This window comes from Pantoea sp. JZ2 (assembly GCF_035191405.1).
Taxonomy (GTDB): domain Bacteria; phylum Pseudomonadota; class Gammaproteobacteria; order Enterobacterales; family Enterobacteriaceae; genus Pantoea; species Pantoea stewartii.
In genome coordinates this window covers 3,833,878-3,857,253 of record NZ_CP045247.1, presented here as the reverse complement: position 1 = coordinate 3,857,253, position 23,376 = coordinate 3,833,878, and the positions used below count along the sequence as shown (strand labels likewise).

Genomic DNA, 23,376 nt, shown 5'->3' with positions numbered 1-23,376 from the left:
TTTTTATTCGTGGTGGAATTACTCCTGGTTAACTAACACCGCAGGCAGGGTGTCGTCTTTTCGCAGGGTTAAAATCTCACAGCCGTTATCCGTCACCACAATAGTATGCTCGTACTGCGCCGACAAGCTGCGATCTTTGGTTTTCACCGTCCAGCCGTCTTTCATGGTACGAATGCGGTAATCACCGGCGTTCACCATCGGTTCAACGGTAAAGGTCATTCCTGCCTGCAGGACCACTCCGCCGTCATCCGCGTCGTAATGCAGCACCTGAGGCTCTTCATGGAAACCTTTGCCAATGCCGTGACCGCAGTATTCCCGCACGACAGAGAAGTCATTCGCTTCGACGTATTTTTGAATCGCGCGGCCCAGCTCGCGCAGCCGAATGCCCGGCTTAACTAAACGCAGTGACAGATAAAGGCTTTCCTGCGTCACGCGGCACAGACGTTCGCCCTGAATGGTGGGTTTACCCACGATAAACATTTTGGACGTATCGCCATGGTAATCGTCTTTAATCACGGTCACGTCAATGTTAACGATATCCCCGTCTTTTAACGGGCGATCGTCACTGGGAATGCCATGGCAAACCACTTCATTCACTGAGATACAGACAGATTTAGGGAAACCGTGGTAACCCAGGCAGGCAGACACCGCCTGCTGCTTCTCGGTAATGTGCGCATGACAAAGGCGATCCAGTTCGCCCGTCGTCACGCCAGGCTGCACGTGCGGTTCGATCATTTCAAGCACTTCCGCAGCCAGCCGACCTGCGACGCGCATTTTTTCGATTTCTTCGGGAGTTTTTATTGAGATTGCCATTAAATTATTCCGCTGTTGCTGAAATTTTCAGCAATAATGAACGCTGTGCTGTCATGTTAACAGCAAGCCAAAAGGGCTGCCAAACGGAGAACGCATCGCGCGCCATAAGCGAACAATTATTGGCGTCCAGAGCCTGGTTGTGGTATAAAGCGCGCCGACGATTCTCTGTGGGCTGCAAGGTCAACGGGAACCGCAATAATCTCACTATGTGTACTAAAACACACATGTATCGACACATACGCCGGGGTGCCTTGAAAGAGGTCGGTTGTATGGGATACATGGAGGCCCAACCCCAATTAAACTAGAGGTAGTAATCATGGCAACTGTTTCCATGCGCGATATGCTCAAGGCTGGTGTTCACTTCGGTCACCAGACCCGTTACTGGTGCCCAAAAATGAAGCCATTCATTTTCGGTGCGCGTAACAAAGTTCACATCATCAACCTTGAGAAAACCGTACCAATGTTCAACGAAGCTCTGGCTGAGTTGACCAAAATCTCTTCCCGTAAAGGTAAGATTCTGTTCGTTGGTACCAAGCGCGCTGCTGCCGAAGCGGTAAAAGAGTCTGCACTGAGCTGCGACCAGTTCTTCGTAAACCACCGCTGGTTGGGTGGTATGCTGACTAACTGGAAAACCGTTCGTCAGTCTATCAAACGTCTGAAAGAGCTTGAGACCCAGTCTCAGGACGGCACTTTCGACAAACTGACCAAGAAAGAAGCGCTGATGCGCGCTCGTGAGCTGGCCAAGCTGGAAAACAGCCTGGGCGGTATCAAAGACATGGGCGGTTTGCCGGATGCACTGTTTGTTGTCGATGCTGACCACGAACACATCGCAATCAAAGAAGCAAACAACCTGGGCATCCCAGTATTTGCTATCGTTGATACTAACTCTGATCCGGATGGCGTTGATTACGTTATCCCAGGTAACGACGATGCGATCCGTGCTATCAACCTGTACCTGACTGCCGTTGCGACTACCGTTCGCGAAGGCCGTTCTCAGGATCTGGCTGAGCAGGCTGAAGAAGCGTCTTTAGAAAACGCTTAATTAAGGTTTGCTCTGTAGAAGAGCCCTTAGCATTCAGATGTGATCTGTAAGGGGCCAAACATGGCCCCTTTATTTTATCCAAGTCTGTAACGCCCCTGTTCAGGCTGGCGGGACAGAGTAAATTTTCCGCAAATAAGTACCTGTTGATGCACCCGTGCTCAGGTACGAACCGAGGATTCTGGAATGGCTGAAATTACCGCTGCACTGGTAAAAGAACTGCGTGAGCGTACTGGCGCAGGCATGATGGACTGCAAAAAAGCGCTGACTGAAGCGAGCGGCGACATCGAGCTGGCGATTGAAAACATGCGTAAGTCTGGCGCAATCAAAGCAGCGAAAAAAGCAGGTAACGTTGCTGCTGACGGCGTGATCAAAACCAAAATCGTTGGTAACTACGGTGTGATTCTGGAAGTAAACTGCCAGACTGACTTCGTTGCAAAAGATGGTGGCTTCCAGGCATTTGCTGACAAAGTGCTGGACGCGGCTGCGGCTAACCGCATCACCGACGTTGAAGCGCTGAAAGCACAGTTTGAAGAAGAGCGCGTTGCACTGGTTGCCAAAATCGGTGAAAACATCAACATTCGTCGCGTTGCAGTGCTGGAAGGCGAAGAGCTGGGCAGCTACCTGCACGGCGCACGTATCGGCGTTCTGGTTTCAGCGAAAGGCGCTAACGAAGATCTGATCAAACAGATCGCGATGCACGTTGCGGCAAGCAAGCCTGAGTTTGTTAAGCCAGAAGACGTTTCTGCCGAAGTGGTTGAGAAAGAGTACCAGGTTCAGCTGGATATCGCGATGCAGTCTGGCAAGCCAAAAGAAATCGCAGAGAAAATGGTTGAAGGCCGCATGAAGAAATTCACCGGTGAAGTTTCTCTGACCGGTCAGGCATTCGTTATCGATCCAGCCAAAACCGTTGGCCAGGCGCTGAAAGAGCAGGGCGCTGACGTGATCAACTTCATCCGCTTCGAAGTGGGCGAAGGCATCGAGAAAGTTGAGACTGATTTTGCTGCTGAAGTTGCAGCGATGTCCAAACAGTCTTAATGATCTGAAAGAACCGCCAGATGGCGGTTCTTTTTTGTCTGCCACAGGCAAAAGATACGTTTTCAGTTTCATCCCAATAGCAATTCTTTTGCTGTAAGCGGATGATTGATCGGAATTACTTCTCACTCATCATATCTTCCAGGAAGAACTGACCATGGCGACCAACGCAAAACCTGTTTATCAACGTATCCTGCTAAAACTCAGCGGTGAAGCACTGCAAGGTGCAGAAGGTTTTGGTATCGACGCGAGTGTGCTTGACCGCATGGCTCAGGAAGTTAAAGAGCTGGTCGAACTGGGTATCCAGGTGGGCGTTGTGATTGGCGGGGGCAACCTGTTCCGTGGAGCGGGTCTGGCACAGGCGGGCATGAACCGCGTTGTCGGCGACCACATGGGGATGCTGGCCACCGTAATGAATGGCCTGGCAATGCGTGATGCGCTGCATCGTGCCTATGTTAACGCCCGTCTGATGTCGGCCATTCCCCTGAACGGCGTGTGCGACAACTACAGCTGGGCAGAAGCCATCAGCCTGTTACGCAATAACCGCGTTGTCATCTTCTCCGCAGGTACCGGTAACCCCTTCTTTACGACGGATTCTGCCGCCTGTCTGCGCGGTATCGAAATCGAAGCCGATGTGGTGTTGAAAGCCACCAAAGTTGACGGCGTTTATTCTGCGGACCCCGTGAAGCACCCCGATGCAACACTGTACGAAAAACTGACCTATGCGGAAGTGCTGGATCAAGAGCTAAAAGTGATGGATCTCGCCGCGTTTACGCTGGCGCGCGATCACAAACTGCCTATCCGCGTTTTCAACATGAACAAGCCTGGCGCATTGCGTCGCGTAGTGATGGGTGAAAAAGAAGGCACCCTGATTACGCATTAATACCCGAGGCGAGATAAAATAGGGTATATTCTGTCAGTGCGGCGCGGTATTGCCGCACGCCATTCAGGATTATCGATGCTTATCGATCCCGCTTCCGGTAATGCCGGAACTGGCCAGGTCAAACCGAATCCAAGGGTTTTAACGTGATTAACGACATTAAAAAAGATGCTGATACGCGCATGGATAAATGCGTGGAAGCATTCAAAACCACTATCAGCAAGGTGCGCACAGGTCGTGCTTCACCTTCACTGCTCGACGGCATCATCGTTGAATATTACGGCACGCCGACGCCACTGCGTCAGCTGGCTTCCGTCACTGTTGAAGATTCCCGCACGCTGAAAATCAACGTGTTTGATCGCTCTCTCGGCCCGGCCGTTGAAAAAGCGATTATGGCGTCTGATCTTGGGCTGAATCCCAGCTCTGCCGGTTCGGACATTCGTGTTCCGCTGCCTGCACTGACCGAAGAACGTCGTAAAGACCTGATTAAAATCGTGCGCGGCGAAGCCGAGCAGGGCCGTGTGTCGGTACGTAACGTCCGTCGCGATGCCAACGATAAGATCAAAGCGCTGCTGAAAGATAAAGAGATCAGCGAAGACGACGAACGTCGCGCGCAGGATGAAATCCAGAAAATGACCGATGCGCACATCAAGAAAGTCGATGCAGCATTGGCCGAAAAAGAAACGGAGCTGATGGATTTCTAATTCCATCTTCGCCGACGAAAACGCCGTACAGGGAGGCCTTCTGACTGAATGCCATCTCTGGCGGCGTTTTACGTTGTGCCCCACGCTTTTACCGATACAGGGACAGCATTATGAAGCGATTAACTCTGCTGGGTTCGACCGGATCAATCGGCACCAGCACGCTGGCCGTTGTTAAAGCCAATCCGGCGCTTTACCAGGTCACGGCGCTGGTGGCGGGCAAAAATGTAGCCCTGATGGCAGAACAGTGTGCACAGTTTCAACCGCGCTACGCCGCCATGGCAGATGAAGACGCTGCCGCCGCGCTACGTGAGCGACTGAGAGCATTGAAGATCAGGACTGAAGTGCTCTCCGGCGTTCAGGCAGCCTGTGAACTGGCCGCGCTGGATGAGGTTGACCAGGTGATGGCCGCAATTGTGGGTGCATCGGGGTTATTACCCACGCTGGCCGCCATTCGCGCCGGCAAAACGGTCTTGCTGGCGAACAAAGAATCGCTGGTCACCTGCGGCCGTTTATTTATGGAGGCGGTACGTCAACATAACGCGCAGTTGTTGCCGGTCGATAGCGAGCACAATGCCATTTTTCAGAGTTTGCCCGCTTCCATCCAGCATCAGTTAGGTTACGCTGACCTGCAGAATAACGGCATTGAGTCGATTATTCTTACGGGATCGGGTGGCCCTTTTCGTGACACAAATTTAGCGGATCTGAGCAATATGTCGCCAGATCAGGCTTGTGCACATCCGAACTGGACAATGGGGCGTAAAATCTCTGTTGATTCGGCCACCATGATGAATAAAGGTCTTGAATACATTGAAGCGCGCTGGCTGTTTAATGCCAGCGCAGCGCAGATGGAAGTGATTTTGCACCCACAATCGGTGATCCACTCCATGGTGCGGTATTGCGATGGCAGCGTGCTGGCCCAGTTAGGTTCGCCTGACATGCGGACACCAATCGCCCACAGTATGGCCTGGCCCGCACGTATTGAGGCTGGGGTCACACCGCTGGACTTTACCCGCATGTCGGCACTGACCTTCTCGGCACCTGATTTTGGTCGTTACCCCTGTCTCAAACTCGCGATTGATGCCTGCGAAGCCGGACAGGCAGCGACCACCACGCTCAATGCGGCCAATGAGATTGCCGTGGCGGCTTTCCTGGATAAGCAGATCCGTTTTACGGATATTGCCGCGTTGAACAGCGCAGTGCTGTCGGCGCATCACTGTCAGGAGCCGGACTCCGTGGATGCGGTCATTGACATTGACCGAAGCGCACGCGCGGCGGCAACAGAAATGTTGTCCCATTTCACGTCGTAATAACGATTACGCTGAGGCTATTTGTTCGCTTCGGGTGAAAATGTTATAGTCGCTGGCTCGCGTTTAACGGTCTGTCACCGAATTCGGTGTGGCCCGGCAGGCAATGTCGGGATTTGTACCGGGCGCAATGTATTCAGAAACCACAGCATTTCTGATGAAAGGAATTGATTACGCGTTATGTCGTCTGAAAATCACAACAACACCGATGACCAACAGGGTACCGGTCCGCGCCACGTCGCTATCATCATGGATGGCAATGGCCGCTGGGCTAAAAACCAGGGAAAACTGCGTATTTCCGGCCATAAAGCGGGCGTGAAATCAGTACGCCGCGCCGTTAGCTTTGCTGTCAATAATAATCTGGAAGCGTTAACGCTTTACGCCTTTAGCAGCGAAAACTGGAGCCGTCCTGCGCAGGAAGTGACAGCCTTAATGGAACTGTTTGTCTGGGCGCTGGATAGCGAAGTGAAGAGCCTGCATAAACACAATGTCCGCTTACGCATTATTGGCGATATCAGTCGATTCAGCCCGCGTATTCAGGAACGTGTCCGTCGGGCCGAGGCGCTGACGGAAAATAACGATCGCCTGACGTTAAACATCGCCGCTAACTACGGCGGACGTTGGGATATCATCGAAGGTGTTAAAAAGTTGGCTGAACAGGTACAGGAAGGCTTGTTACGCCCTGATCAGATAACCGAAGAGAGTCTGACGTCGCAGCTGTGTATGAACCAGCTGGCGCCAGTGGATTTAGTGATAAGGACCGGGGGAGAGCATCGGATTAGCAACTTCCTGTTGTGGCAGATTGCCTATGCGGAATTCTATTTTACTGATGTGCTCTGGCCGGATTTTGATGAACACGTTTTTGAAGGTGCACTGAATGCATTCTCTCTGCGGGAGCGACGCTTTGGCGGCGCTGCACCAGGCGGCGCCTGAGCAATCTGGGGGTAACCTTTGCTGAAGTCTCGTCTGATCACCGCGCTGATCCTTATTCCGCTGGTGATCGCTGCATTGTTCTGGTTACCGCCTGTTGGCTTTGCAATTGTTACGATTATCATCTGTATGCTTGCCGCCTGGGAATGGGGGCAGCTGTCCGGTATGGCATCGCGTCAGCAACGTATCTGGCTGGCCGTGATCTGTGGCCTTGTGCTGACGCTTATGCTCCTTACCCTCCCCCCTTACGAACATAACGCCTATCTGCCGCAGGTTACAGGCTGGCTGTGGGCTTCGCTGGCCTGGTGGACGGGCGCGCTGCTGTTGGTTCTGTTTTATCCGGCCTCTGCGACACTCTGGCGTCATTCCCGGCTTCTCCGCCTGCTGTTCGGTGTCTTAACCATTATTCCTTTCTTCTGGGGCATGATGGCGCTCCGCCAGTATCACTACGAATCTGATCATTTTGCCGGTGCATGGTGGCTGTTGTTTGTCATGTTTCTGGTCTGGGGGGCCGATTCAGGTGCCTATATGTTCGGTAAGCTGTTTGGCAGGCATAAGCTGGCCCCCAAAGTGTCACCCGGTAAAACCTGGGAAGGATTTTTGGGCGGACTGGTCTCTTCCGCGCTTATTGCTGTGCTGTTTGCCAGCTTTGCGCCGCTGACCATCCCGACGGGCACGCTGGTCATGTGTGCGGTGATGTCGACGCTCGCATCAGTCCTGGGCGATCTCACGGAAAGCATGTTTAAACGTGAAGCCGGTATCAAAGACAGCGGTAACCTGATCCCGGGACATGGCGGCATCCTCGACCGCATTGACAGCCTGACAGCAGCCGTACCGGTCTTTGCCTGCCTGTTACTGTTGGTGTTTCAGACACTCTAAGGGCAAACGACGATGTTAAGCGTAATCTGGAGTTTTGCCGCATTCATCATTGCACTGGGCATATTAATTACGGTGCATGAATTTGGCCATTTTTGGGTGGCGCGGCGTTGCGGGGTCAGAGTCGAACGTTTTTCAATCGGTTTTGGTAAAGCGTTATGGCAACGCCGTGACCGACATGGGACCGAATTTGTTCTTGCCCTCATTCCACTTGGCGGTTACGTCAAAATGCTGGATGAGCGGGTCGAAAGCGTCCCTGCGGAACTCCGGCACCAGGCGTTTAACAATAAAGCCATCTGGCAGCGCGCCTCCATTATCGCTGCTGGTCCTGTCGCCAATTTCCTGTTCGCCATCTTTGCCTACTGGGTCGTCTTCATTCATGGCGTGCCGGGTGTGAAACCTGTGGTTGGTGAAATTCTGAACGGTTCGGTAGCGGCGGAAGCGCAAATTACACCCGGAACGGAACTTAAGGCCGTCGACGGTATCGAAACGCCTGACTGGGAAGCTGTGCGCATGGCGCTGGTCGGTAAAATCGGTGACAGCAGCACGACGCTGACAGTGGGTCGCTTTGGCGAACAAGGGACGCAGCAAAAGCACGTTGATTTGCGGAACTGGCAGTTTGAGCCTGATAAGCAGGATCCGGTGGTGGCGCTGGGGATACGTCCTCGCGGTCCACAGATCGAAACGACACTGGCTGAAGTGCAAAAGAATTCACCCGCCAGTGAAGCCGGTTTGCAAGCGGGCGACAGGATCGTTAAAGTCGATGGTCAGTTATTAACGCAATGGCAGCTTTTTGCGACTCAGGTTCGGGATAACCCCGGAAAAAGTATGGCCCTTGAGGTCGATCGCAACGGTGAAGCGGTGAAGTTGACCCTGACGCCGGAAGCGAAACCTGGAAATAAAGCGGAAGGGTTTGCGGGCGTCATTCCGCGAGTTGTTCCTCTGCCAGACGAGTACAAAACGGTAAGACAATATGGCGCGTTCCCGGCCATTGGTGAGGCCAGTGTAAAAACCTGGCAACTGATGAAGCTGACCGTCTCCATGTTGGGCAAGTTAATAACCGGTGATGTGAAGTTGAACAACCTGAGCGGCCCAATCTCGATTGCGCAAGGTGCAGGTTTGTCAGCCGAGTACGGAATGATTTACTACCTGATGTTCCTGGCGTTGATTAGCGTCAACTTAGGAATCATCAATCTGTTCCCGCTGCCGGTTTTAGATGGTGGGCACTTGCTCTTCCTGGCGATCGAAAAGATCAAAGGGGGACCGGTGTCCGATCGAGTTCAAGACTTTAGTTATCGCATCGGCTCAATACTGCTGGTGATGTTAATGGGGCTTGCACTTTTCAATGATTTCTCACGCCTGTAACCGCTGGAACGCGAGCTTGCGTGGGATGTGTTAGGAAAACGCATAATAACGATGGCGATGAAAAAGTTGCTCATAGCGTCGCTGCTGTTTAGCAGCGCCACCGTTTACGGTGCAGACGATTTCGTGGTGAAGGACATTCATTTCGAAGGGCTGCAGCGAGTCGCCGTCGGCGCGGCTCTGCTGAGCATGCCAGTTCGGGTTGGCGATACGGTGAATGACGATGACGTCAGAAATACCATTCGCTCCCTGTTCGCGACTGGCAACTTTGAGGATGTTCAGGTCCTGCGAGATGGTAATACGCTGATTGTTCAGGTTAAAGAACGTCCTACCATCGCCAGCATTACCTTCAGCGGTAACAAAGCGGTTAAGGACGATCAGCTCAAACAGAACCTTGAAGCCTCAGGTGTGCGCGTCGGCGAAGCGCTGGACCGCACCACAATCTCTTCAATCGAGAAGGGACTGGAAGACTTCTACTACAGCGTGGGTAAATATACCGCCAGCGTAAAAGCCGTTGTCACACCGCTGCCGCGTAACCGCGTCGATCTGAAACTGGTCTTTACCGAAGGTGTTTCTGCCAAAATTCAGCAGATCAACATTGTAGGTAATAAAGCCTTCAGCTCAGACGAACTCATTTCCCGTTTCCAGCTGCGTGACGAAGTGCCGTGGTGGAACGTGGTGGCTGACCGTAAATACCAGAAACAGAAACTGGCGGGTGACCTTGAAACCCTGCGCAGCTTCTATCTGGATCGCGGTTATGCCCGTTTCAATATTGATTCGACGCAGGTGAGCCTGACGCCGGATAAGAAAGGCATCTACATCACCGTTAACATCACCGAAGGCGATCAGTACAAGATTGCCGGCGTTATTGTTAACGGCAGCATGGCCGGCCATTCGGCGGAAATCGAACACCTGACCAAAATCCCGGCGGGCGAGCTGTATAACGGCGCAAAAGTCACGTCGATGGAAGATGATATCAAGAAGCTGTTAGGCCGCTACGGTTATGCCTATCCGCGCGTCGTGACGCAGCCTGAAATTAACGATGCCGATAAAACCGTTAAGTTGCATATCAACGTGGATGCGGGCAACCGCTACTACGTGCGTAAAGTGCGCTTTGAAGGTAACGACACCTCGAAAGATGCCGTACTGCGTCGCGAAATGCGCCAGATGGAAGGTGCCTGGCTGGGCAGCGATCTGGTCGATCAGGGTAAAGAGCGCCTGAATCGTACAGGTTACTTCGAAACCGTTGACGTGGATACGCAGCGTGTACCGGGCTCACCGGACCAGGTTGACGTGGTTTACAAAGTTAAAGAGCGTAACACCGGTACCTTTAACTTCGGCGTCGGCTACGGTACGGAAAGTGGCGTCAGCTTCCAGGTCGGCGTGACCCAGGATAACTGGCTGGGTACCGGGAATACCGTCGGTATCAGCGGAACCAAAAACGACTACCAGACCTATGCAGAGTTCTCCCTGACCGATCCTTACTTTACCGTTGATGGTGTGAGTCTGGGCGGCCGGGTGTTCTACAACAACTTTAAGGCCAGCGACGCCGATCTCTCCGGCTATACCAACAGAAGTTACGGTACAGACGGGACATTGGGCTTCCCAATCAATGAGAACAACTCGCTGCGCGTCGGTCTGGGTTATGTACACAACGACCTGTCGGATATGCGTCCTCAGGTTGCGATGTGGCGCTATCTGGACTCGGTTGGTAAGCCACAGCAGTTAAACCGCAATGGCGATTTCTCGGCTGACGACTTCACCTTTAACTATGGCTGGACGTATAACACGCTGGACCGCGGTTTCTTCGCGACTTCGGGTAACCGTACCAACCTGAACGGTAAGGTGACGATCCCGGGTTCCGATAATGAGTTCTACAAAGTCACCCTGGACAGCCAACAGTATGTGCCGATCAATAAAGATCACACCTGGGTTGTGCTGGGCCGTGGCCGTGTCGGCTATGGTGACGGGCTGGGCGGTAAAGAGATGCCGTTCTATGAGAACTTCTACGCCGGTGGTTCCAGTACCGTGCGTGGCTTCCAGTCCAACACCATCGGTCCGAAAGCGGCCTACCTGAATGATGGCTCGTCGTACTGTAACCTGAGCGATCCTAACGGTATCTGTAAATCGAGTGATGCGGTGGGCGGTAACGCGATGGCGATTGCCAGCCTTGAGCTGATTACGCCCACGCCGTTCCTGAGTGAGAAATATTCGAACTCGGTGCGTACATCGCTGTTTGTCGACGCCGGTACCGTCTGGGATACTAAATGGCAGAACACCGCTGAAACGCGCGCTGCCGGTATTCCTGACTACAGCGATCCAAACAACATTCGCGTCTCGACCGGTGTGTCTTTACAGTGGATGTCACCGCTGGGGCCGTTAGTGTTCTCCTACGCCCAGCCAGTTAAGAAAGTGGATGGAGATAAGTCAGAGCAGTTCCAGTTTAACATTGGTAAAACCTGGTAACGTTCTGTACAGGGATGTGAAAAAAATAGCTTGCAGCTGTGGAGTATTGTTATGCTCCGCACTGCAAACATACATGTTGAGGGTAAGGAGTTTATAGTGAAAAAGTTGTTATGTGCAGTTACTCTGGGTGTTGCATTGGCTGCTTCTGCTGGCGCACAGGCGGCCGATAAAGTCGCAACTGTTGATCTGAGCCAGGTTTTCCAGAAATCACCTCAGCGCGCTGCTATCTCCAAACAGCTTGAGAGTGAGTTCCAGGGCCGCGCCACTGAACTCCGTTCTCAGCACGACAAAATTCAGCAGGAAATGCAGGATCTGCAGCGCAATGCGCCGACCATGAAGGCGAGCGAGCGCAACAAGAAAGAGAAGCAGATCGAATCTGAGCGCAATGCCTTCCAGGCGAAAGCAGACGCGTTTGAGAAAGACAACCAGACTCGTCAGGTTCAGGAACGTAACAAGCTGCTGGAAAAAATCCAGACTGCCGTTCAGTCAGTTGCCAAAAGCGGCGGATATGACCTGGTCCTGAATTCTCAGGCTGTGCTTTATTCTGGTTCTGATGTGAAAGACATCACTGATGAAGTTGCGAAGCAGGTTAAATAATCGATGTCATCAATTCGACTGGCTGATTTAGCCCAGCAGTTGGATGCAGAATTGCACGGAGATGGCGATATCGCCATCTCCGGCATTGCTTCTATGCAATCCGCCACAACTGGTCAAATCACATTTCTTGCCAACAGCCGCTACCGCGAGCAGCTCGCGCTGGTCCAGGCATCAGCCGTGGTGCTGACGGAAGCGGATCTGGAATGGTGTAAAACCGCCGCGCTGGTGGTGAAAAATCCTTATCTCACCTATGCGAGAATGGCGCAGCTGCTCGACACTACGCCACAGCCCGCGCAGGATATTGCGCCAAGTGCTGTGATTGATCCCAGCGCGAGACTCGGTGCCAATGTCTCTGTCGGGGCCAATGCGGTTATTGAATCTGACGTTGAGCTCGGTGATAACGTTGTCATTGGCGCAGGCTGTTTTGTGGGTAAAAAAACCCGTATCGGCAGCGGTACGCGTTTGTGGGCTAACGTCTCGGTTTACCATGAAGTAGTCATTGGTCAGCATTGCCTGATTCAGTCCGGCACCGTCATCGGTTCTGATGGCTTCGGCTACGCGAACGATCGGGGTAACTGGGTGAAAATACCGCAGTTGGGCTCGGTGATTATTGGCGATCGGGTAGAAATTGGTGCCTGTACGACCATTGATCGTGGTGCGCTGGATAACACTCTGATCGGCAATGGTGTTATCATAGATAACCAATGTCAGATTGCCCACAACGTAGTGATTGGCGACAATACTGCGGTTGCTGGCGGTGTGATCATGGCGGGTAGTTTAAAAATTGGTCGTTATTGTATGATTGGCGGTGCCAGCGTCATCAACGGCCATATGGAAATCTGTGACAAAGTAACCGTAACCGGTATGGGCATGGTTATGCGTCCGATAACAGAACCTGGTGTATACTCCTCAGGAATTCCATTACAGCCCAACAAAACCTGGCGCAAAACTGCAGCGTTGGTGATGAATATCGACGACATGAGCAAACGCTTAAAAGCAATCGAGCGCAAAGTCGGCAAAGACGACTAAACGCCATCCCATGACTGACCGGCTTTCATAATAACAGTGTAAGCAGGGAAGCCAGGCGCCACGGAAACTATTTGCGGCCTGCCAACGATCATGATGATCGGTGCAGGCCGTGTTATTGATGTCATCAGATTTTTAGGACAGGAAGAGTATTTTGACTACTGAAACTCATACTCTGCAAATTGAAGAGATTTTAGAGCTGCTGCCGCACCGTTATCCGTTTCTGCTGGTAGACCGCGTGCTGGATTTTGAAGAAAACAAATATCTGCGCGCGGTAAAGAACGTCTCCTTTAACGAACCGTTTTTCCAGGGGCATTTCCCTGGTAAACCGATTTTTCCCGGCGTTCTGATTCTGGAAGCGATGGCGCAGGCCACCGGTATTCTGGCATTCAAAAGCGTGGGTAAACTGGAGCCAGGCGAGCTCTATTATTTTGCAGGCATTGATAATGCCCGTTTCAAGCGTCCGGTCGTACCGGGCGATCAAATGATTATGGAAGTGACTTTCGAGAAAACCCGCCGTGGTCTGACGCGCTTTAACGGCGTAGCGACCGTGGACGGTAAAATCGTTTGTGAAGCGACCATGATGTGTGCCCGTAGCCGGGAGGCATAATTCGTGATTGATCCAACCGCCAACATCCATCCCAGTTCTGTCATTGAAGACGGGGCCATCATCGGCCCTGGCGTTCATATCGGCCCGTTCTGCTTTATCGGGGCGAATGTTGAAATTGGTGAAGGAACCGTACTCAAGTCACACGTTGTGGTGAATGGCCATACACGTATCGGTAAAGACAATCAGATCTATCAGTTCGCCTCCATTGGTGAAGTGAATCAGGATTTAAAATACGCGGGCGAACCTACCCGGGTTGAGATTGGCGATCGTAACCGAATCCGTGAAAGCGTCACCATTCATCGCGGCACGACGCAGGGCACGAATGTCACGGTTGTCGGCAGCGACAACCTGCTGATGGTTAACGTCCACATTGCCCATGACTGTGTGATCGGCAACCGCTGCATCATGGCCAACAACGCCACGCTGGGCGGCCATGTCACGGTGGATGATTTCGCCATCATTGGCGGCATGACCGCTGTGCACCAGTGGTGCACCATTGGCGCGCATGTGATGGTTGGCGGGTGTTCAGGCGTTGCTCAGGATGTGCCGCCCTATGTTATTGCACAGGGGAATCACGCGACGCCATTCGGAATCAATATTGAAGGCCTGAAGCGTCGCGGCTTCAGCAAAGAGTCGCTGCATGCGATTCGTAATGCCTATAAGTTGCTTTACCGCAGCGGCAGAACGCTGGATGAGGTTAAGCCAGAAATCGAAGCGATTGCTCAGCAACACAGTGAAGTGCAGCCTTTCTATGACTTTTTTGCCCGTTCAACTCGTGGATTAATTCGCTAATTCATGTCAGCGCGTCCCCTTACGATAGCCGTCGTCGCCGGAGAAACCTCTGGCGACATCCTTGGTGCAGGCCTGATTCGTGCCTTAAAAGCGCGTCATCCTGATGCCCGGTTTGTTGGCGTCGCAGGCCCATTGATGCAGGCCGAAGGCTGTGAAGCCTGGTACGAAATGGAAGAACTGGCGGTGATGGGCATTGTGGAAGTGCTGGGACGATTGCGCCGCTTGCTGGCTATTCGTCGCGATCTGACACAGCGCTTTATCTCGCTGAAACCCGATGTGTTCGTCGGTATTGACGCACCGGATTTCAATATCACGCTGGAAGGTAATCTTAAGCGCGCAGGCATTCGCACGATTCATTACGTCAGTCCCTCTGTCTGGGCCTGGCGGCAAAAACGGGTGTTCAAAATCGGTCGCAACACCGATCTGGTGCTGGCATTTCTGCCGTTTGAAAAAGCCTTTTACGACCGTTTCGGTGTCCCGTGCCGTTTTATCGGCCACACCATGGCGGATGCTATGCCGCTACAGCCCGACAAAGCCGCCGCCCGTCGCCATCTGGGCATTGACGACAATGCCCAGTGTCTGGCGTTATTGCCCGGCAGTCGCGGTGCCGAAGTTGACATGCTGAGTGCTGACTTTCTTAAAACGGCGCAGATACTGCGTAAGCGCTATCCGGCGCTGGAAATTGTGGTACCGCTGGTTAACCCGAAGCGCCGCGAGCAGTTTGAGCAAATCAAAGCGCAGGTTGCGCCGGAGCTGCCCGTGCATCTGCTGGACGGGCAGGGCCGTGAAGCGATGGTGGCCAGTGATGCTGCGCTGCTGGCGTCCGGCACCGCGGCGCTTGAATGCATGCTGGCGAAATGCCCCATGGTCGTGGGCTACCGCATGAAGCCGTTTACCTTCTGGCTGGCAAAACGCCTGGTCAAAACCGACTACGTTTCGTTGCCAAACCTGCTGGCCGGGCGAGAGCTGGTCAAAGAACTGCTGCAGGATGAGTGCCAACCTGAAGCGCTGGCTGCGGCGCTGGATCCGCTGTTACATGCCAGTCATGAACGCGAAACGTTATTGCAGACCTTCCACGAACTGCACCAGCAGATTCGCTGGAATGCGGACGAACAAGCCGCAAATGCGGTACTGGAGCTCGCCAATGGCTGATTTTATCTATCCCAACGCCCGACTGATTGCCGGTGTGGATGAAGTGGGGCGCGGCCCGCTGGTTGGTGCGGTGGTGACTGCGGCGGTAATTCTCGATCCGGCGAAACCCATTCCGGGCCTGGCCGATTCGAAAAAGCTCTCAGAGAAACGTCGCCTGGCGCTGTTTGATCAGATTAAAGAGCATGCGCTGGCCTGGAGTCTGGGCCGTGCCGAACCGGAAGAGATCGACAGCCTGAATATTCTGCATGCCACGATGCTGGCGATGCAGCGCGCGGTGGCCGGCCTGGCGATCACGCCTGATTATGTGCTGATTGACGGCAATCGCTGTCCGGCCTTGCCTGTGCCATCACTGGCCGTAGTAAAAGGCGACAGCCTGGTTGCTGAAATCAGTGCGGCCTCGATCATCGCCAAAGTCACGCGCGATCGTGAAATGGCAGAGCTGGATTTGTTGTTTCCGCAGTATGGTTTTGCGCAACATAAAGGTTATCCTACGGCGTTACATATGGAAAAGTTAACGCAGTATGGCGCAACACCACATCACCGCCGCAGCTTTGCGCCGGTGCGTAATGCGCTCATCGATGCCGAAGTGCTGGCGAGCAGCGCCTCCACGCTGCGCTAATCCGCCCCTGTTTTAACCGGAAACTGATATGGCCGAACCCCGTTTTATACATCTGCATGTTCACAGCGACTATTCCATGATCGACGGCCTGGCGAAAACCGGCCCGCTGATTAAGAAAGCGGCTGCGTTAGGCATGCCAGCCATGGCGATTACCGACTTCACCAACCTGTGTGGTCTGGTGAAATTTTACGGTGGTGCGCATGGGGCGGGGATCAAACCGATTATCGGGGCGGATTTTAACGTTGCCAGTGAGCTGATGGGGGATGAACTGACCCAGATTACGGTGCTGGCGGCCAACAACACCGGCTATCAAAACCTCACGTTACTCATTTCCCGCGCGTATCAACGCGGTTACGGTGTGGCCGGTCCGATAATCGATCGTGACTGGCTGGCTGAATTACAGGAAGGCCTGATCCTGTTGTCAGGTGGCCGTCGTGGAGATGTGGGGCGCAGCCTGCTGCGCGGTAACAGCGCACTGGTTTCAGAGTGCCTGGCATTTTATCAGCAACATTTTGCCGATCGCTATTACCTGGAACTGGTACGTACCGGACGACCCGACGAAGAGACCTATCTGCACGCCGCCGTTGAGCTGGCGATTGCCGAAGGGATCCCGGTTGTGGCCACGAACGAGGTCTGCTTCCTGAATGAAGAGGACTTTGATGCGCATGAAATTCGCGTCGCCATTCATGATGGTTATACGCTGGACGATCCTAAACGGCCCCGTAATTACAGTCCTCAGCAATATATGCGCAGCGAAGACGAGATGTGCGAGTTGTTCGCAGACATCCCTGAAGCGCTCGAAAACAGCGTAGAGATTGCTAAGCGTTGTAACGTCACCGTCAGACTGGGTGAGTACTTTCTGCCGCAGTTCCCGACGGGCGACATGACCACCGAGGATTTCCTGGTAATGAAATCCCGTGAGGGGCTGGAAGAACGTCTGGCGATGCTGTTCCCGGATGAAGCCGTGCGGGCGGAAAAACGGCCGGAATACGATGAACGTCTGGACGTTGAACTGAACGTAATCAACCAGATGGGATTCCCCGGCTACTTCCTGATCGTAATGGAGTTTATACAGTGGTCGAAAGATAACGGCGTACCGGTAGGGCCGGGACGCGGTTCGGGGGCCGGTTCGCTGGTGGCCTATGCGCTCAAAATTACCGATCTCGATCCCCTTGAGTTCGACCTGCTGTTCGAACGTTTTCTTAACCCTGAACGCGTTTCCATGCCCGATTTCGACGTCGATTTCTGTATGGAAAAACGTGACCAGGTGATTGAACACGTGGCCGATATGTACGGCCGCGAAGCGGTATCCCAGATTATTACCTTCGGTACGATGGCGGCCAAGGCGGTCATTCGTGACGTGGGCCGCGTGCTGGGCCATCCCTATGGTTTTGTCGATCGTATTTCAAAACTGGTGCCGCCCGATCCGGGCATGACGCTGGACAAAGCCTTTGCCGCGGAACCGCAGCTGCCTGAAATTTATGAGGCGGATGAAGAGGTTAAAGCGCTTATCGATATGGCGCGGAAGCTGGAAGGGGTAACCCGAAACGCCGGTAAACATGCGGGTGGCGTGGTGATCGCGCCAACCAAGATCACCGATTTTGCACCGCTGTATTGTGATGAAAACGGTCAGTATCCGGTAACCCAGTTCGATAAAAATGATGTGGAATATGCGGGCCTGGTGAAGTTTGACTTCCTGGGGTTGCGAACGCTCACCATCATTGACTGGGCGCTGAAAATGATTAACCCGCGCCGCGAAAAGCAGGGCTTACCGCCGATCGATATCGCAACCATTCCGCTTGAAGACAAAAAGAGCTTCGACATGCTGCAGCGCGCGGAAACCACCGCGGTTTTCCAGCTTGAATCGCGCGGCATGAAAGATCTGATTAAGCGCCTGAAGCCTGACTGTTTTGAAGATATGATCGCGCTTGTGGCCCTGTTCCGTCCGGGGCCCTTACAGTCGGGCATGGTTGATAACTTCATTGACCGTAAGCACGGTCGGGAAGCCATCTCTTACCCGGATATTCAGTGGCAACACGAAAGCCTGAAGCCGGTACTGGAGCCGACCTACGGCATTATCCTCTACCAGGAACAGGTCATGCAGATTGCCCAGGTCCTGTCCGGCTATACGCTGGGCGGGGCGGACATGCTGCGTCGCGCCATGGGTAAGAAGAAGCCTGAAGAGATGGCCAAACAGCGCTCTGTTTTTAAAGAGGGCGCGGAAAAGATGGGCATCGATGGCGAACTGTCGATGAAAATCTTCGATCTGGTAGAGAAATTCGCGGGTTATGGCTTTAACAAGTCGCACTCCGCCGCTTACGCGCTGGTGTCTTATCAGACCTTATGGCTGAAAGCGCACTATCCAGCGGAATTCATGGCGGCTGTGATGACGGCGGATATGGACAACACAGAAAAAGTGGTGGGTCTGGTAGATGAATGCTGGCGCATGGGGCTGAAAGTCCTGCCGCCGGACATTAACTCGGGTCTGTATCAGTTCCACGTTAATGATGAGGGCGAGATCGTTTACGGTATCGGCGCCATCAAAGGTGTGGGTGAAGGGCCGATCGAGGCGATCATCGATGCGCGTAACGAAGGCGGTTACTTCCGCGAACTGTTCGATCTCTGCGCGCGAACGGATACCAAAAAGATCAATCGCCGCGTGATGGAAAAGTTGATCATGTCCGGTGCCTTTGATCGTCTGGGCCCACATCGTGCCGCCCTGATGAGCGCACTGAACGATGCGCTGAAAGCGGCAGATCAGCATGCTAAAGCGGAAGCGATCGGTCAGGCTGACATGTTTGGCGTGCTGGCCGATGAGCCTGAGCAGGTCGAACAGTCTTACGCCAGCGTCACGCCATGGCCGGAACAGGTGCAACTGGACGGTGAACGGGAAACCCTGGGTTTGTATCTGACCGGCCACCCGATTAACCAGTATCTGAAAGAAATTGAGCGTTACGTGGGTGGGATGCGTTTGAAAGATATGCATCCGACCGATCGTGGTAAGATTACCGTCGCGGCAGGCCTGGTGATTGCTGCGCGTGTAATGGTGACCAAACGCGGCAACCGAATTGGTATTTGTACACTGGACGACCGCTCTGGCCGTCTTGAAGTCATGTTATTTACCGATGCGTTAGATAAATACCAGCAACTGCTGGAGAAAGACCGTATCCTGATCGTCAGCGGACAGGTCAGCTTTGATGACTTTAGTGGTGGCCTTAAAATGACCGCCCGTGAAGTCATGGACATAGATGAAGCGCGTGAAAAATACGCGCGCGGACTTGCTATCTCGCTGACAGACAGGCAAATTGATGACCAGCTATTAAACCGACTCCGTCAGTCCCTTGAGCCTCATCGTTCAGGGACAATTCCGGTGCATCTCTACTATCAGAGAGCCGACGCGCGAGCGAAGCTACGCTTTGGTGCAGCGTGGCGAATATCGCCCAGCGATCGTTTACTCAACGATTTGCGGTCGTTAATTGGATCGGAGCAGGTAGAACTGGAGTTTGACTAAAACAGGAACATTATGAGTCTTAATTACCTGGATTTTGAACAGCCAATCGCAGAACTGGAAGCAAAAATTGATTCGCTTACCTCGATTGGTCGTCAGGACGATAAACACGTCAATCTCGACGAAGAAGTTAAGCGTCTGCGCGAGAAAAGCGTTGAGCTGACACGTAAAATCTTCGCCGATTTGGGCGCATGGCAAATCGCCCAACTGGCGCGACATCCATTACGTCCTTATACCTTTGATTATGTGCGCAATGCGTTTGACGATTTCGATGAGCTTGCGGGTGACCGCGCTTATGCGGATGACAAAGCGATTGTCGGCGGGATTGCCCGCCTCGACGGCCGTCCTGTGATGATCATCGGTCACCAGAAAGGGCGCGAAACTAAAGAGAAGATTCGCCGTAATTTTGGTATGCCGGCACCGGAAGGCTATCGCAAAGCGTTGCGCCTGATGGAAATGGCCGAACGCTTTAAAATGCCTATCATCACCTTTATCGACACGCCGGGTGCGTATCCGGGCGTGGGCGCGGAAGAGCGCGGTCAGTCTGAAGCTATCGCACGCAACCTGCGCGAAATGTCAGGCCTGAAAGTACCGGTTATCTGTACCGTTATCGGTGAGGGCGGTTCGGGTGGCGCACTGGCTATCGGCGTGGGCGACAAAGTGAACATGCTGCAGTACAGCACCTATTCGGTCATTTCACCAGAAGGCTGTGCCTCTATTCTGTGGAAAAGCGCCGATAAAGCGCCGCTGGCCGCAGAAGCGATGGGCATTACCGCGCCGCGTCTGAAAGAGCTTAAGCTGATTGATTCGGTCATCCCTGAGCCACTGGGCGGCGCGCATCGCCATCCGGTAGAAATGGCGCAGACGCTAAAACAGCAATTGCTGGCCGATCTGGCTGACCTGGAAGGGTTAAGCACCGAAGAATTATTAGATCGCCGTTATCAGCGTCTGATGAGTTATGGCTACGCCTGATTCAGTGCTGTGACGTAAAAGCGGACTCCGGTCCGCTTTTTTTATGCCACGAATCTGACTGCGGTTTCGTGGCGTAATTCGCTATGCTTACTTAATGCCTCAACAATCAGGGAGATGTGCATTGAATATTCTGGCGATCATGGGCGCGCATGGCGTGTTTTACAAAGATGAACCGTTACGCGAGTTGGATGTAGCACTGAGTCAGCAAGGTTTTCAGCTCATACGGCCTAAAAACACAGATGATCTTCTCAAACTGATTGAACACAATCCCCGTATCAGCGGTGTGATTTTTGACTGGGATGAGCACAACAGCCCTGAGCTGTGCGGTGAAATTAATCAGCTCAATGAATACCTGCCCCTGTATGCCTTTATTAATACCCACTCGCAAATGGATATCAGCATCAATGAGATGCGGCTACCGCTGCATTTTTTTGAGTACGCGCTGAATGCGGCCGACGATATCGCCTTACATATCCGCCAGTACACGGATGATTACCTCGACCACATTACACCACCGTTAACCAAAGCATTGTTCACCTATGTGAAAGAGGGAAAGTACACGTTCTGCACTCCGGGCCATATGGCCGGGACGGCCTTCCAGAAAAGTCCGGTGGGCTGTTTGTTCTATGACTTCTTTGGCGCGAATACGCTTAAGTCGGATATTTCGATTTCGGTGACTGAGCTGGGCTCGCTGCTGGATCATACCGGACCACATCTTGAGGCCGAAGAGTACATCGCCCGCACGTTCGGTGCGGAACAGAGCTATATGGTGACTAACGGCACCTCGACTTCGAACAAGATCGTGGGCATGTATGCCGCGCCGGCAGGCAGCACGATTCTGGTTGACCGCAACTGCCACAAGTCGCTTACCCACTTGCTGATGATGAGCGATCTGATTCCTGTCTGGCTAAAACCCACACGCAATGCCTTAGGCATTCTGGGCGGCATTCCGCAAAAAGAATTTACCCGTGCCAGCATTGAACAGAAAGTGGCTGCCACGCCGCGCGCCAGCTGGCCCGTTCATGCAGTAATTACTAACTCGACCTACGACGGTTTGCTTTATAACACGCAGTACATCAAGCAAACGCTCGACGTCCCTTCGATTCACTTTGATTCGGCCTGGGTGCCTTACACCAATTTTCACCCTATCTATGAGGGGAAAAGCGGCATGAGCGGTGAGCGGATACCAGGCAAGGTGATTTATGAAACCCAGTCCACGCATAAACTGCTGGCTGCCTTTTCGCAGGCCTCATTAATTCACATCAAAGGCGAGTACGACGAACAAACCTTTAATGAAGCCTACATGATGCACACCACCACATCGCCCAATTACGCGATTGTTTCCTCTATTGAAACAGCCGCCGCCATGCTGCGGGGGAATCCGGGGAAAAGGCTCATCAATCGGTCAGTCGAGCGCGCGTTACATTTTCGTCGTGAAATACAGCGGTTGCGCGAAGAGTCGGACAGCTGGTTCTTTGATATCTGGCAACCAGAGCATGTGGATGAAGCGCAGTGCTGGCCGATCCAGCCGGGAGACGAAGCGTGGCATGGTTTCACCCAGGCCGATCGCGATCATATGTATCTCGATCCGATCAAAGTCACCATTCTTACACCGGGCATGAGCGAGTTAGGTGAAATGGCCGAAGAGGGGATCCCCGCTGCGCTGGTGGCGAAATTCCTTGATGAGCGTGGGATTGTGGTGGAAAAGACCGGTCCGTATAACCTGTTGTTCCTGTTCAGTATTGGCATCGACAAGACCAAGGCGATGAGCGTGCTGCGTGGATTAACCGAATTTAAGCGCGCCTACGACCTGAATCTGCGCGTAAAAAACATGCTGCCGGATCTGTATGCGGAAGATCCCGACTTTTACCGCACGATGCGCATCCAGACGCTGGCGCAGGGGATTCATCGCCTGATTCAGCAACATGACCTGCCGCGTCTGATGCTGAAAGCCTTTGATGTCTTACCTGAGATGAAAATGACGCCGCATCAGGCGTTTCAGCAGCAGGTGAAAGGCAATATTGAGACCGTAAACATGAATGAGCTGGTGGGGCGTATCTCTGCCAACATGATATTGCCTTATCCTCCCGGTGTACCGCTGGTGATGCCTGGCGAAATGATCACAGAACAAAGCCGCGCCGTGCTCGACTTCCTGCTCATGCTGTGTAGCATTGGGCGCCACTATCCTGGCTTTGAGACAGATATTCACGGCGCGACGCTAACCGATGAAGGTGAATATCGGGTACGTGTACTGAAACAGAGCGGGGAACAGGAATGAAGGACCAACAGGGAGCAAACATGCTACAGCTAACGCACATTCACCATATCGCCATCATTGCGTCAGATTATCATCGCAGTAAAGCCTTTTACTGCGACATACTGGGATTTGAACTGCAAAGTGAGCACTACCGCGAAGCGCGCGATTCGTGGAAAGGCGATCTGGCGTTAAACGGTCAGTACACCATTGAGCTGTTTTCCTTTCCACACCCGCCCGCCCGGGTCAGTCAGCCGGAAGCCTGTGGCCTTCGCCATCTGGCTTTCAGCGTGCCGGACGTGGAAGCCGCGGTGCGCTATCTGGACACGCAGGGCGTGACATGTGAACCCATTCGCATTGACGCGCTTACCGGGAAACCCTGTACCTTTTTTGCTGACCCGGATGGTTTGCCGCTTGAGTTGTATCAGGCGTAAACT

At 53.2% G+C, this 23,376-nt stretch carries 20 protein-coding genes; 19 read left to right on the top strand and 1 reads right to left on the bottom strand.

Features of this window, described 5'->3' with window-relative positions; genetic code table 11:
* Positions 1-18 precede the first annotated feature (18 nt).
* Positions 19-813 carry a type I methionyl aminopeptidase gene (map, locus tag GC087_RS18790; RefSeq protein ID WP_033740309.1) on the bottom strand — a complete coding sequence of 265 codons (795 nt, stop codon included), beginning with the start codon at positions 811-813 and terminating at the stop codon, positions 19-21.
* Positions 814-1,129: 316 nt separating this feature from the next.
* Between map and rpsB the strand changes: the two genes are divergently transcribed.
* The 19 genes from rpsB to GC087_RS18695 all read left to right on the top strand — a co-directional run bounded on the left by rpsB (position 1,130) and on the right by GC087_RS18695 (position 23,373).
* Positions 1,130-1,855, top strand: coding sequence for a 30S ribosomal protein S2 (gene rpsB, locus GC087_RS18785; protein WP_006117758.1), 726 nt, complete (start codon positions 1,130-1,132; stop codon positions 1,853-1,855).
* 183 nt (positions 1,856-2,038) lie between these two features.
* On the top strand, positions 2,039-2,890 hold the full coding sequence (gene tsf / locus GC087_RS18780) for a translation elongation factor Ts (RefSeq protein ID WP_006117759.1): 852 nt from the start codon (positions 2,039-2,041) through the stop codon (positions 2,888-2,890).
* Between the two features lie 154 nt (positions 2,891-3,044).
* Complete coding sequence (gene pyrH / locus GC087_RS18775) at positions 3,045-3,770, top strand: UMP kinase (protein WP_006117760.1); 726 nt, start codon at positions 3,045-3,047, stop codon at positions 3,768-3,770.
* Positions 3,771-3,913: 143 nt separating this feature from the next.
* Positions 3,914-4,471, top strand: a complete 558-nt coding sequence (gene frr, locus GC087_RS18770) for a ribosome recycling factor (protein WP_006117761.1) — start codon at positions 3,914-3,916, stop codon at positions 4,469-4,471.
* 110 nt (positions 4,472-4,581) lie between these two features.
* A complete protein-coding gene (ispC, locus tag GC087_RS18765; RefSeq protein WP_006117762.1) occupies positions 4,582-5,778 on the top strand; it encodes a 1-deoxy-D-xylulose-5-phosphate reductoisomerase in 1,197 nt (398 codons plus the stop codon).
* Positions 5,779-5,955: 177 nt separating this feature from the next.
* On the top strand, positions 5,956-6,708 hold the full coding sequence (ispU, locus tag GC087_RS18760; RefSeq protein WP_006117763.1) for a (2E,6E)-farnesyl-diphosphate-specific ditrans,polycis-undecaprenyl-diphosphate synthase: 753 nt from the start codon (positions 5,956-5,958) through the stop codon (positions 6,706-6,708).
* Between the two features lie 18 nt (positions 6,709-6,726).
* On the top strand, positions 6,727-7,584 hold the full coding sequence (gene cdsA, locus GC087_RS18755; RefSeq protein ID WP_054634468.1) for a phosphatidate cytidylyltransferase: 858 nt from the start codon (positions 6,727-6,729) through the stop codon (positions 7,582-7,584).
* A 12-nt stretch (positions 7,585-7,596) separates the two neighbouring features.
* Positions 7,597-8,946 carry a sigma E protease regulator RseP gene (rseP, locus tag GC087_RS18750; RefSeq protein ID WP_033740312.1) on the top strand — a complete coding sequence of 450 codons (1,350 nt, stop codon included), beginning with the start codon at positions 7,597-7,599 and terminating at the stop codon, positions 8,944-8,946.
* Between the two features lie 51 nt (positions 8,947-8,997).
* Entirely contained in the window at positions 8,998-11,409 is a 2,412-nt protein-coding gene (gene bamA / locus GC087_RS18745; protein WP_033740313.1) for an outer membrane protein assembly factor BamA, read from the top strand.
* A 51-nt stretch (positions 11,410-11,460) separates the two neighbouring features.
* Positions 11,461-12,006: an OmpH family outer membrane protein gene (locus GC087_RS18740; RefSeq protein ID WP_191091151.1), complete on the top strand. Its 546-nt coding sequence runs from the start codon at positions 11,461-11,463 to the stop codon at positions 12,004-12,006.
* Positions 12,007-12,009: 3 nt separating this feature from the next.
* The gene (lpxD, locus tag GC087_RS18735; RefSeq protein ID WP_033740314.1) at positions 12,010-13,035 is read left to right on the top strand and encodes a UDP-3-O-(3-hydroxymyristoyl)glucosamine N-acyltransferase; all 1,026 of its coding nucleotides are present in this window, start codon (positions 12,010-12,012) and stop codon (positions 13,033-13,035) included.
* Positions 13,036-13,186: 151 nt separating this feature from the next.
* Positions 13,187-13,642 carry a 3-hydroxyacyl-ACP dehydratase FabZ gene (fabZ, locus tag GC087_RS18730; RefSeq protein WP_006117769.1) on the top strand — a complete coding sequence of 152 codons (456 nt, stop codon included), beginning with the start codon at positions 13,187-13,189 and terminating at the stop codon, positions 13,640-13,642.
* Between the two features lie 3 nt (positions 13,643-13,645).
* Positions 13,646-14,434, top strand: coding sequence for an acyl-ACP--UDP-N-acetylglucosamine O-acyltransferase (lpxA, locus tag GC087_RS18725; RefSeq protein WP_006117770.1), 789 nt, complete (start codon positions 13,646-13,648; stop codon positions 14,432-14,434).
* Positions 14,435-14,437: 3 nt separating this feature from the next.
* Entirely contained in the window at positions 14,438-15,586 is a 1,149-nt protein-coding gene (gene lpxB / locus GC087_RS18720) for a lipid-A-disaccharide synthase (RefSeq protein WP_054688129.1), read from the top strand.
* Positions 15,579-16,205: a ribonuclease HII gene (gene rnhB, locus GC087_RS18715; RefSeq protein ID WP_033740315.1), complete on the top strand. Its 627-nt coding sequence runs from the start codon at positions 15,579-15,581 to the stop codon at positions 16,203-16,205. Before lpxB ends, rnhB begins: the two co-directional genes overlap by 8 nt.
* 28 nt (positions 16,206-16,233) lie before the next feature.
* On the top strand, positions 16,234-19,716 hold the full coding sequence (dnaE, locus tag GC087_RS18710) for a DNA polymerase III subunit alpha (protein WP_033740316.1): 3,483 nt from the start codon (positions 16,234-16,236) through the stop codon (positions 19,714-19,716).
* Positions 19,717-19,728: 12 nt separating this feature from the next.
* Complete coding sequence (gene accA / locus GC087_RS18705) at positions 19,729-20,685, top strand: acetyl-CoA carboxylase carboxyl transferase subunit alpha (RefSeq protein WP_033740317.1); 957 nt, start codon at positions 19,729-19,731, stop codon at positions 20,683-20,685.
* 121 nt (positions 20,686-20,806) lie between these two features.
* Complete coding sequence (locus GC087_RS18700) at positions 20,807-22,963, top strand: lysine decarboxylase LdcC (protein WP_058708986.1); 2,157 nt, start codon at positions 20,807-20,809, stop codon at positions 22,961-22,963.
* A 20-nt stretch (positions 22,964-22,983) separates the two neighbouring features.
* Positions 22,984-23,373, top strand: coding sequence for a VOC family protein (locus tag GC087_RS18695; protein WP_033740319.1), 390 nt, complete (start codon positions 22,984-22,986; stop codon positions 23,371-23,373).
* Positions 23,374-23,376: the final 3 nt, after the last annotated feature.